Annotated in this window: 8 protein-coding genes; 3 read left to right on the forward strand and 5 right to left on the reverse strand. The window is 40.4% G+C overall.

Translation table 11 applies throughout. The features are described 5' to 3' along the window. Nucleotides 1–541: 541 nt before the first annotated feature. The 3 genes from BGO42_RS05270 to BGO42_RS05280 form a co-directional block, all read right to left on the reverse strand. On the reverse strand, nt 542–1,210 hold the full coding sequence (locus BGO42_RS05270) for a response regulator transcription factor (RefSeq protein ID WP_177733546.1): 669 nt from the start codon (nt 1,208–1,210) through the stop codon (nt 542–544). Next, a complete protein-coding gene (locus BGO42_RS05275; RefSeq protein ID WP_273243518.1) occupies nt 1,198–1,974 on the reverse strand; it encodes a sensor histidine kinase in 777 nt (258 codons plus the stop codon). The genes BGO42_RS05270 and BGO42_RS05275 overlap by 13 nt, the downstream gene beginning before the upstream one ends. Before the next feature lie 735 nt (nt 1,975–2,709). Further along, nucleotides 2,710–3,027 carry a hypothetical protein gene (locus tag BGO42_RS05280; protein WP_177733543.1) on the reverse strand — a complete coding sequence of 106 codons (318 nt, stop codon included), beginning with the start codon at nt 3,025–3,027 and terminating at the stop codon, nt 2,710–2,712. A 294-nt stretch (nt 3,028–3,321) separates the two neighbouring features. On the opposite strand from BGO42_RS05280, the gene BGO42_RS05285 reads away from it, so the two are divergent. Continuing rightward, nucleotides 3,322–5,688, forward strand: a complete 2,367-nt coding sequence (locus BGO42_RS05285; protein WP_273243520.1) for a GAF domain-containing protein — start codon at nt 3,322–3,324, stop codon at nt 5,686–5,688. A gap of 1 nt (nt 5,689) precedes the next feature. Here BGO42_RS05285 and BGO42_RS05290 read toward each other — a convergent pair whose 3' ends face one another. Then, nucleotides 5,690–6,877: a Pycsar system effector family protein gene (locus BGO42_RS05290; protein ID WP_273243521.1), complete on the reverse strand. Its 1,188-nt coding sequence runs from the start codon at nt 6,875–6,877 to the stop codon at nt 5,690–5,692. 25 nt (nt 6,878–6,902) lie between these two features. On the opposite strand from BGO42_RS05290, the gene BGO42_RS05295 reads away from it, so the two are divergent. Continuing rightward, a complete protein-coding gene (locus BGO42_RS05295) occupies nt 6,903–10,625 on the forward strand; it encodes a metallophosphoesterase (protein ID WP_273243522.1) in 3,723 nt (1,240 codons plus the stop codon). Here BGO42_RS05295 and BGO42_RS05300 read toward each other — a convergent pair. After that, nucleotides 10,608–11,489, reverse strand: a complete 882-nt coding sequence (locus BGO42_RS05300; protein ID WP_273243523.1) for an SdiA-regulated/phytase-like domain-containing protein — start codon at nt 11,487–11,489, stop codon at nt 10,608–10,610. The two genes, BGO42_RS05295 and BGO42_RS05300, sit on opposite strands and share 18 nt — an antisense overlap. A gap of 36 nt (nt 11,490–11,525) precedes the next feature. On the opposite strand from BGO42_RS05300, the gene BGO42_RS05305 reads away from it, so the two are divergent. Then, a complete protein-coding gene (locus BGO42_RS05305; protein WP_273243524.1) occupies nt 11,526–11,714 on the forward strand; it encodes a hypothetical protein in 189 nt (62 codons plus the stop codon). The last annotated feature ends 313 nt before the right edge of the window (nt 11,715–12,027 follow it).

The raw sequence follows: 12,027 nt of genomic DNA on the forward strand, positions 1-12,027 counted from the left end.
AACTACAGCTAATTTAAAAGCCATATTATAATCCTTTTGAGTACGCTTAACTCGCGTTGTTGTTGTGTCTTTCATAATAAGTCGATTTTGTGTCAACTTATTTCAGGACGGGACATTATAAAAAATAAAAGCAGCTCCTCAGGGAGCTGCTTTTGTTCAAAAAAACTAAAGATATGCAAATAAAAACTTATTGTATATTAAACAATATTTTTCGGAAATCATAAAAAAATAAAATGCTGAACAGTTCTCCGCCCAGCATTTTAACCCAAAATTAAAAGAACTTCACTAACTAAAATACACCTTTTCGATGTGTAAAGAAGACCATATTTTGCTATCAACTTAAAAAGTTTAGGAACACACAGTTAATAAATCAATAAGGTTTAATATGGTCTTTTTAAACTTACTAAATGAAAAACTCTATTAGGGCAAAATTCATAAATTTAAGTGCAACAAACAATACGTAGAAATACTGCTTTTTCATCCCGAAAAACACTTCTTTTCGAGGAATACAGCCGGATGCGAAGGTATTTGCCGTAAAAAACTACGGCTGATTCAGCTCTTCTATGGAAAGTAACTGATGGCGTAAGGCGAATAAAATAACGCCAATGAAGTTTTTTGAATTTGTTTTTTCCATGATACGCTTACGGTGCGTTTCCACGGTCCGGACATTGATGTGCAGCTGGTCGGCAATTTCAATGCTGCTCAGCTCTTTGCAGGCCATGCGGATAACATCCATTTCCCTGTCGGAAATAGAGATCGACGATGCTGCCACCTTTAGTTTGTTATTCTTCTCCCAAAGGATCGCTTCTCTTAAAACCACGCCCAGTTCCTGCCCGAAATAAAATTCCTTTTCATGAATGCTTTTAATGGCATTCTCCAATTGCTCCGGATCGGAATTTTTGGTAAAGAAACCGTGCGCGCCCAGTTCCATTACTTTATGGATACTCTCTTTAGTCGTTAGCTGGGAAACGATCAGTACTTTCATATCCGGATAATGTGTCCGTACATACTCACACGTTTCAAAGCCGTCCATTTCCGGCATCTGAATATCCAGTAACAGCAAATCAATAGGATTGTTTTGCAGCTGTTCCAGCAAATCATTCCCGTTTTGGGCTTCCAGAACAACCTTGGTGTTTTTAAACGAACCGATTAAAAGAGCAAGACTCTTTCTAAAAAGTTTGTGATCGTCAACTATTCCTACTCTAAGCACTTTTCTTTCTTTAATAAAATGGTGAAACTATTTCCTTTTTCGACAGTATCCTGTACAAACTCCGCTCCTATAATTTTGAGCCTTGAGTTGATATTTTTTACTCCGGTTCCTTTTGAAGTTACCAAAAGCCCGGCAAAGTTAAACGGAATCCCGTTATCCACGATCATAATTTTAAAATTTGTATCGGTAAAACCAAGTATTACTGTCGCTTCCGATACTGCTCCGTATTTAATCATGTTCGTGGTAAGCTCCTGAACGATACGGAATAACTCATACGCCACAGCGGCAGACAAGGTAACTTCTTCCGTTTCGCTTTCTACCCTGAAAGCAATTTCCGTTTTCCTGGACAGTCCGTCCAGATAATCTTTTAAAGCCGTAACCAGACCAAATGTTTCCAATAACGGCGGCATCAGATTATACGACACCTTACGGGTATTTTCCAAAGCCATCTCCACACCCATCCTGATTTCATCAAAAATCTCATGATTCTCGGCACTGGTATCTTTCTTTTTTAATATGGTCAGATAATTACGAATAGAATTCAGATCGCCGGAAACACTGTCGTGCAGGTCGGCCGCAATTCGCCTTCTTTCGTTCTTTTCGGTTTCCAGTGAGGTTTTAAGCAAAAGCTCTGTCTCTTTCCGCTTCATCTTGGAGAAATGATTCTGGTAATACAATACCAGAGATAACAATCCAAAAGCCAGAAACAGCATTCCCAATGTTCCCAACCAGAAAACGATTCTTATTTCTTCTGCTCCTTCCATATCCCTATCATTAAAAATATATTTTTGATAATGTTCAAAATGATATTAAACACCCAAAAATCCTCGAAAATTACTTCAGGACTTTCATAGATTAAATCACCCATCAAAAATAGAAATAAGGTACCGGAAAAATAGAATATAAAGCCAGATATAAAGTAAAAAAGTGGAAAATTCCACAAGTACTGTTCGGTCAGGTTTAAGAAGACATCTTTAAACCACAGAATAACAAAAGTATAGACAAAAATGGCTTCAATGAGCGATAAATAGGAATCTGTCTTTAAATTATTCCAATCGTTCCAAACATAGAGCAATCCTATAAAGGTTAGCAGGAAAACGGCACCGAAAAAGTAAAATAAAAAGCGGTAACGGTTTTTAAAAACGTTGAAGAAGAAATAAAACAACGCCATAAACTCAAGCAACAGGTACGTCCGGAACCAGACATCGGAGTTGAGTTTAAAGATGAGTGTACAAATGAGTTCGTATACACTGGATATCAGAATGAGCCAAACATAAGGCTCCAGGTATAAGGTTTGTATCGACAGCCTCTTTTTCTGTTTCCGTATCAAAAACAAAACAATAGGAATAAATCCTATAAAGAGTGATATCAGCGCTATTAAATATACTGGTCTCAAATTGTACTGTATTGGGGGTCTGAAAATTACGCAAATATATAAAAACTTAAACCTGTTGATTTCACCAACAGGTTTAAATTTCATTTTTAGCAAATAATGCTCATTAATCCTGGAAAAGCGGACTCATGATATCGCACATATCCGGGCATTTGATTCCTCTGTCCAGTAGTTTTCCCTGTACCATGTCTCTTCCTTCACAATCGACACCTACCACTACTATATTCGGACTGTTTTCTTCTTCATTAAATCCGTTATAGATCCGAATCCCTTCACACCCTTCCTGATCAAGTATAGCCTGCAAGTGAGTAGCGCCTACAGCAAAAGCTTTTACTCCTTTCGGGTTATTTGCACGGAAAGCCTTTACATACGTTACTCCTAAACCTAAACTAATCTCTTCGCCTGAATTTTTACTAAATTCCATGTTTATAATATTAAAATTTGAAGCGAAATTAGGGAGAGTAGCTATCACTGAAAATACCATTAAATACGTAATTTATTACGTATAAATACGCATTCGCACAGGTTGCCGACCCTGTTTTCCGCAAAAGAGGCAGAAAACAAGGCAACGAAGATGTAGAAAAGAAAGGCAATAGTACGTATTTATCCTTAAGAAAATACCGGTATTTTTACCTGATTACACCTTGCAAATTCAAAAGCAGGAAACCGGATTAATTCCATATTTATTAGTATTTTTACAGTCACAAATGAAATGAAAATGAATTTGAACCAATTCCCCGACAGCCCCTTTAAAATCAAGGTTTCCTTTCACAAAGTACTGGAAACACTGGAAAATATTGCACAGTCGGATGAGGCTGATTACCGTTCAAATTATGCAAAGGCCCTATTAAAAGAAGCCGATAAGCTTCCGGAATTACGGGAAGGCATCACAACCTACCGGCAGATTGAAAAACAGGAGAAGCTGATTCACAATTTACTGGCCGATTTGTTCCCCACTGCTTTAACCAACAATGAAATTAAAGCGGTGACCATTCCTTTCCAGAATATCACTTTCAATTATACCGAACGTTTTAAAAAAATACTCAGCGAAGCCGGTAAAGACTTTGACATGACCATTCGTGATTTTGATCAGCATCAGTTTTATGTCATGAACTGCTGTTTGATCCTGAACTCCTTTTATGGCCGGGATTTCGACTTTAGCCGCCCGCTTTTTTATGACATTCCGGATAAAAACGGAATTATCAGACATTACCGCATTATGTATAATGCCGATTTTATGGAAATCATTCCTACTGAAAAATCGGTAAAACTATCGGAAGAAGACATTGACCAGCTTATTGACAATTTTGACAATTTTGAACTCTGGAAAGAAAAATTCCCACAGGAAAGTTGGATATTAAAAGGCTTCGGGATAGTCATCCTGTTTGATGCCACTATTGAAAATTCGGTTTCCAACTTAAAAAGCAATCTGTTACGACCGGACAAAAGCAACCTGAATCACGATAACAGCATTGAAACCATCTTTCGCTCGATCTATAAAATCGCCGATTTAAGAATCGGTTTTACCCCGTTTAACAGTGAGGAACAAAAATTTGAGCAGGTTCCCACCAAGAAGCTCAACAGCCTGATCCTTTCCGACAAACTGGATTATGATTGCCAGAACGCGCTTTGCGAATGCTCGTTTGAAACCTTAATCAGTGAAAAGAAATACTTCACGATATCCAACGTTTCCAAGTTTGTAGCCGCGGCCAAAGACAAAACACTAGGCAATCATTTACTGGCACAAAATATCCAAAGCTGTATCCTGGCGCCGGTGGTAAAAGATGACCGGATTTTAGGAATTATCGAACTGGCGTCTTCAATGCCGGGCAAGCTGAACAGTTTAAATGCAAACAAGCTGGAACTGATCATGCCGTATATTATTGACACCCTGGACCGCTATAATTCGGAATGGCAAAACCATATTGAGGCAGTTATTCAAAAAGAATATACCGCCATCCACCCGAGCGTATACTGGAAATTCAAAAAAGAAGCCGAAAATTACCTGATCGACAACAGTCAGCAAAAAGAATATATCTTTAAGGAAATCGTTTTTAAAAATGTCTATCCGCTTTACGGCCAGATCGATATTAAAGGCTCTTCCGATGCCCGTAACAAAACCGTACAGGAAGATCTGAGAAATCAGCTCGAAACGATTTTAAACATTTTTGAAATGATGAAGTCCAATATCAATTTAATGATACTGGAACAACGGAAATTTGAAATGGAAACCTTATTGCAGGAATTGGCAATTTCGCTAAAAGCCGATACGGAACAGCAGATCCAGAGCTATATCCAGAACGAAATCCATCCGATCCTGAAAAATGCCAGAGCCAACAATACCGAAACTCAGAGTATCGACAGCTATTTTGAAAAACTGGATCCGAAAACCGGAACGTTTTATGAAGCCCGTAAAAAATTCGACCTGGCCCTGTCGCTGACCAATAAAAAAATGGCTTCCATACTGGATGCCAAACAAATTGAAGCGCAGGCTATTTTCCCGCACTATTACGAACGTTTTAAAACAGATGGTGTAGAACACAACCTGTATATTGGTGCCAGTATTGCGCCGCAGTTAAACTTTGACCTGATGTTTCTCCAAAACCTGCGCCTATGGCAATTACAGGCCTTATGCGAAATGGAAATGGAACACGATCACCTCAAGCTGTCACTGCCGTTTCAGCTGGAAGTAACTTCGTTAATTTTAGTTTTCAGCTCCCCTATTTCCATTCGTTTCCGTATGGACGAAAAGCGTTTTGATATAGACGGCACTTACAATGCCCGCTATGAAGTGGTTAAAAAACGGATCGACAAAGCGAATATTAAAGGAAAAACGGAACGCATTACGGAACAGGGCAAAATAACAATTGTATATTCCCATCTTTATGAAGAAACCGAATATAAAAAATACATTCAGTTCCTTCAGTTTAAAGGTATTCTGGAAGAAACCGTAGAAAGTTTCGATGTGGAAAGCCTGCAGGGAGTATCCGGTTTAAAGGCACTGCGTGTTAAAGTAAACAACAAGCCGTTAAAAGGCACTCCAAAAACGTATAGCTACCAGGAATTACTGGACGAACTTAAATAATTCAGACGCCCAGCGAACGGAAAGCAAGAACAAACACGATTACCGAGAAAATAATTCCGATCATGAAAATGGTATAGGTAATACGCAGTAATTTGTATTTTCTATCCAGTACCAATCCCAGGTAATACAAGTCTTTTATCATCGAATTGTACAAATAATCCCGGTCTTTCATCATGACATTCATGGCCCAGATATATTCGTCAATCGGCATTTTATAAAAATTCCCGAAAAACAGTAAGTTCACTTTTTTATCTTCAATATCCTTACGGGTAAAAGTCCCGCTGGTCACTTTGGGACGTGTGGACAAAATGGCAAAAATGATCGACAGTACGCTGAACACGATCATCGTAAACGTTGGTATGATCAAATGCGCATTGCTCGGACTGTCCAGTTTGGGCACCAGAGTGGAAAGAGCAACCGAGATAATGATTGCATTTACCGATAGCAGTATATTCGCTTTACTGTCGGCAATATCGCTAAGGCGGGTGTGATTGTTCAGTGTTACGCGAAACATTGTATCGATGCCGCGTTCCGGCCGTTCCAGTTTTTCCAGCTTTTTTTTCTTGATACTGGATTTGGAATCCGCTTTTTCTTCGGTCAGTTTCTGGATGATCCGCTGACAGGCAATAATGTTGCTTTCCTTTTTAGGCTGCCAGTGTTCTTTTGCATAATCCGTATAATAACGATGGCTCTGCACCATCATTTTCCGGTTGCCCATCGCCCATTCCAGATCGGTAAAAACCCTGTTTTCGGTCAGTTTCCATTCTTCCCGAAGCAAATCGCTCAATTCCAGATAATTGTCGGCCGCAAAATGATAATAATCGGCATCTTTAATGATTTTCTGTACCAGATTTTCCGGTTCATTATCTATTTTGGTAACCCGGATAATCGCTTTTACCGCTTCAATATAAGCATCGTCCTTACCGTGTTCTTTCAGAAATTTCCCGGCAATGCCGGTTCCGCATTCTTCATGTTCATTACATCCCTTCACATAGCCTGTATCGTGAAACCATGCGGCTATGATTATTTGCTCCGCTGTACCGGCGTCAACTTTTTCATTATCAATTAATTGCTTTACAGCAGCTACCACCCGTAATGTATGATTAAAATTATGGTAAGTATATGAAATAGAAAGTTTATCTTTGAGTAGGGCGAAAACAAAGTTTTCCGCCTGTTCTGTAATATTCATAAGCTAATTTTTACACCTCTAAATTATGAAATTGTTTTGGTTAAGCATTTATAAGAAACGAAATAATACGTTAGTTAAGTATATCCTGCCCCTATTATTATTTCAGTCATGTGCTACTCACACAATTCAAACCGGTAAAAACATTGCCCATCCGGTTCGTCCCGAAACAACGGAAACCGGGGACATTGCCCATACCCTTTTTCTGGTGGGCGATGCCGGAAATGCCGATGAAGAAAGCGGAAAACAAACACTCCTTTCTTTAAACGGGCAGCTGCAAAAAGCCGATAAAAATACTACCCTACTCTTTTTAGGCGACAATATCTATCCGTACGGATTCCCCGATTCACAGGATGCGGCGGCGCAGGAACTGGCAAAACTAAAACTGGACAACCAGCTGAAACTTTCCGGAAGCTTTGCCGGAAAAACGGTTTTTATTCCCGGAAACCACGATTGGTACAGCGGTGTAAAAGGACTGGAAAGACAGGAAAAATATGTTGCCGATTACCTTAACGACAAAAAAGGCTTTCTTCCCCGAAAAGGCTGCCCGATTGACAACCTGAAAATCAACGACCTGGTTACGGTAATTGCGGTTGACAGCGAATGGTACCTGGAAAACTGGGACGAGCACCCGACCATTAACGACAACTGCAACATTAAAACCCGTGAGGATTTTTTTGAAGAACTGGAAAGCCTTTTAAACAAGCACCAGGATAAAACGGTAGTACTGGCCATCCACCATCCGTTAATGAGCAACGGTTCCCATGGCGGTCAGTTTTCCTTGCGAAAAGAACTCTATCCGCTTGAAAAAGACATCCCGCTTCCTTTTGTTGGTTCGCTGATTAACCTGATCCGGAAAACTTCCGGAATCAGTCCGCAGGACATTCAAAACAAGCAATATACCGCCTTAACCAAACGGATCAAAGCGTTAATTCAGGGACAGGACAATGTACTGGTCGTTTCCGGACACGACCACAACCTGCAGTATATTGAAAATGACAATATCAAACAGATCATCAGTGGTGCCGGTTCTAAAAATGAAGCGGCACGTGCCATTTTCCCGAATGATTTCTCTTATGGCGGCAACGGTTTTGCCAAACTGGATTTTCATAAAAACGGAAGTGCGGTGCTGACTTTCTTCGACAAACAGAATACGGTTTTATACCAGCAAAATATCATTACCCCAAAACCGGAAGCGAAAACAGCTGCCTATCCGGCAACCTTTCCTCCGTTTACAAAAGCAGCCATCTATTCTGAAAAAATGACGTCAAAAAGCGGGTTTTACAGCTTTTTATGGGGAAAACACTACCGTGAATACTACAGCCTTCCGATCACCGCCCGAAATGCTACCCTGGATACTTTATATGGCGGATTAACCCCGGTGAGAGCCGGCGGCGGACACCAGTCGAAATCATTGCGTTTAAAAGATAAGGACGGAAAAGAATTTGTAATGCGAGCCTTAAAAAAGAGTGCTTCCCGTTTTTTACAGGCAGTCGCTTTTAAGGACCAGTTTGTTCAGAATGATTTTGAAGATACTTTTGCCGAAACGTTTTTACTGGATTTCTATACCTCTTCACATCCTTATATTCCGTTTATGGTGGGCAATCTTGCCAGACCTGTCGGCGTCAGCTATACCAATCCGAAGCTGTTTTATATACCGAAACAACAAAGCCTGGGCCGTTTCAACGACAATTTTGGAGATGAGCTCTATATGGTGGAAGAACGTCCGAGCGACGGACATACGGACCTGGAAAGCTTCGGAAAATCGGATGCTATTGTGAGTACCGATGATGTTTTAAAGAATCTGAAAAAAGACGAGAAATATAAAATCAACGAAAAGGAATATATAAAAGCCCGTTTGTTTGATATGCTTATCGGCGACTGGGACCGCCACAGCGACCAGTGGCGATGGGCCGAGAACAAGGAAGGTAATTCGGTTGTTTACCGCCCGATCCCGCGTGACCGCGACCAGGCATTCGGCAAATATGACGGCGCGGTGCTATCGCCTTTAATGCGCATTCCGGCTTTACGCCACATGCAGGGTTACAGCGAAGACATCAGAAGCGTCAAATGGTTCAATATGGAACCTTACCCGATGGATCTTGCTTTTGTGGTTAATGCCACCGAAAAGGACTGGATCGAACAGGCGCGTTACATCAGTGCGCATTTAACGGATCAGGATATCGATACCGCTTTTTCCAATTTGCCGCAGGAAGTTCAGGATGCCGCGATTGACGAGATCAAGCAAAAATTAAAAGTAAGACGGACACATCTGGAAAAATATGCCTCCGAATATTACAAAGTACTGCACAAAACCGTTCTGGTAGTGGGTACCGATAAAAAAGACAAGTTCCTTATTGACAGGAGCAAAGACGGTGAGATAACCATCATCACGTCGCGCATGAAGAAAGACGGTGAAGAAGTGACAAACACCAAAACCTACACTCCGGACGAAACCAAAGAGATATGGGTTTACGGTCTGGACGACGACGATATTTTCGAGGTGAAAGGCAACGGTAAATCAGCGATTAAGCTTCGTTTGTTGGGCGGTCAGAATCACGATACCTACCAGATTGAAAACGGGAAAAAGGTTATTGTTTACGATTTCAAATCAAAAGAGAACACTTATACGGTAGACAAAAAGACCCGAAAGTTTCTAACGGATGATTACGAGATCAATACCTACGATTATAAAAAGCCGAAATACAGCGCTTTCAACAGCCTGCCTACAATTGGCTACAACCCGGATGACGGGCTTAAATTAGGCATGGTGGGTTCCTATACCGTTAACGGATTCAACAGGGCTCCGTTTTCGAGTATGCACGGTTTTAAAGCAAATTATTACTTTGCCACACACGGTTTTGAGCTAACATATAATGCGGTGGTGACCAAAGTTATCCGGGACTGGCAGTTTGAACTGGAAGCCCGTTTTACGAGCCCGAATTTTGCGATCAATCATTTTGGTTACGGTAACGAAACGGTTAATAACGATGAGGCATTGGGAATGGATTACAACCGTGTGCGTATCCAGTCCTATAAAGCGGCACCGGCATTGCGAAAAATAGGCAGAAACGGCAGCGATATTAAGATTGAAGCGACTTTTGAAAACATTGAGGTGGAAGATACTCAAAACCGTTATATCAATATTCCGGGTGTTATTAATCCGAAAGTATTCGAAAACCTGCAATTTGGCGGCCTGAACGTTAGTTATAGTTTTGAGAATTACGACAATCCTTCGAACCCGACAATGGGAATGGGATTCTCTGTTTTGGGAAGCTGGAAGATGAACCTTTCCGAAACGAACCGGAACTTCCCTTCTATTGAAAGCAAGATCAATTTTAACCATAAAATCGATACCAAAGGCAAGCTGGTGCTGGCAACTATCCTGAAAGGAAAGTTCCTGCTGAATGACAATTATGAGTTTTACCAGGGAGCGACCATTGGCGGCGACCATGACATCAGAGGATTCCGGAACGAACGTTTCTTAGGGAAACAGGCTTTTTACCAAAGTTCCGATTTGCGCCTGAGCGTGGGTAAAATCCGAAAAAGCATTATCCCGATGACCTATGGTATCATTGGCGGTTTTGACTACGGCCGTGTCTGGCTGGACGGACAAAATTCGGACAAATGGCACAATTCCTACGGTGGCGGTATCTGGATTAACGGATTAAACGTGATAACCGCCCGGGTAACCTATTTCAGAAGTAATGAAGACGGCCGGATTGCGTTTGGTTTAGGGTTTGGTTTTTAAGGACGCTAACGAAACCTCATAAACATTCCCTCCGTTTTTCTTTACTCTTTCGTCCGCTATTAAAAGCGTATGATCATCCTTAAAGGTGATGGCTTCTTTTTGTGACATATGATTCAACTCCAAACGGGTCATTGTTCCATTAAAAAAGGCATCACCTTTAAAATTTTCAAACAGCCATACTTTTGTATGACTCAGCAAGGTTACTTTTTTACCATCCGGGCTGATTGCCGCACTGGTTATCGCACAATGGTTAAAAATATCACAGGTCTTAAAAGTTCCTAAGCGTTTTGCGGCATGTTTCCCTGGTTTGTTCGGTACGCGGTATAAAAAGGTTGTCCCGTCAAATCCTTTGCTCCTGTTTTTGGTAAACAGGTAAAAGTTATCCTTAAAAATAAAGAAGCCTTCCACGTCATAAAACCGTTCCGTTTTTTTAGGCGGGAATTCTTTTTGTTCCGGATAGAAAAAAAAGACCTGCTCAGAGGCATTGACAGCAGTATTCGCTAAATCGCCGGCATTGACCTTAAAAATTGCCAGATCCTGGCGGATATTATCGTTGTTTCCAAAATCACCAATATACATATTTCCGTCCGCGTCGGTCGTTAAATCTTCCCAGTCGGTATTTTTAACATTCTGCACAACCAGCGTATGATCGACCTTCCCTTCCGGATCCAGTCGGTACAATTCATTTTTATTGCCGCTGTCCTCTATAACCCACAGGTGTTTCCCGGAATGGGATGTGGTGATTCCTGAAACTTCTTTTAATTTTTTAGGCAATGGGAACAAAACGGGTAATTCTTTCCGGTCATTACAACAAAAAAGAACCGACAGACTTAAAATAAAAAAGGAGATTTTTATCGTTTTCATGGCTATACTACTACGGTTAATCGTTATTAAACGGCTATGGTATATCAAAGATACTATAAAAAACCCTTTTTAACAGGTTTGCTTACGCTTATAGAAACAAACCTTCTTTATCGTGAACTTTTAAAAGTAAAAGGGCGTTATGCCATTTTTTTGCGACAAAAGCAGCGCGAAAAAAACAATAAAAAAGCTAAACACCTTAATTATAGCGATTTACTTATTAAATAAACAATAATAAAAACCAGATTACTCTCAACTTTCAAAAGTAAATCTTAAAAAACACTCAACTATAAATAATTAAAATCAAGATTTAATATATTAATCATAAAAACAAACACTATTCTGTTTTTTTATAAAAAACCATTGCCGTTAATAAAAATAAACCCTTTACTTTGTGGTATAATTAGTAACTAACACTAATAGAGTATTTTATGACAAAAAATTACTTAACCGGTAGCAGGCTGTATGCGCTGCTGCCCCTGCTTCTTTGTGCCTGTACGGTTCAGTCCCAGGACCTCATCTGGGAAAAATCGTATGGCGG

The sequence above is a fragment of the Flavobacterium sp. 40-81 genome, assembly GCF_001898245.1.
Lineage (GTDB): Bacteria > Bacteroidota > Bacteroidia > Flavobacteriales > Flavobacteriaceae > Flavobacterium > Flavobacterium inviolabile.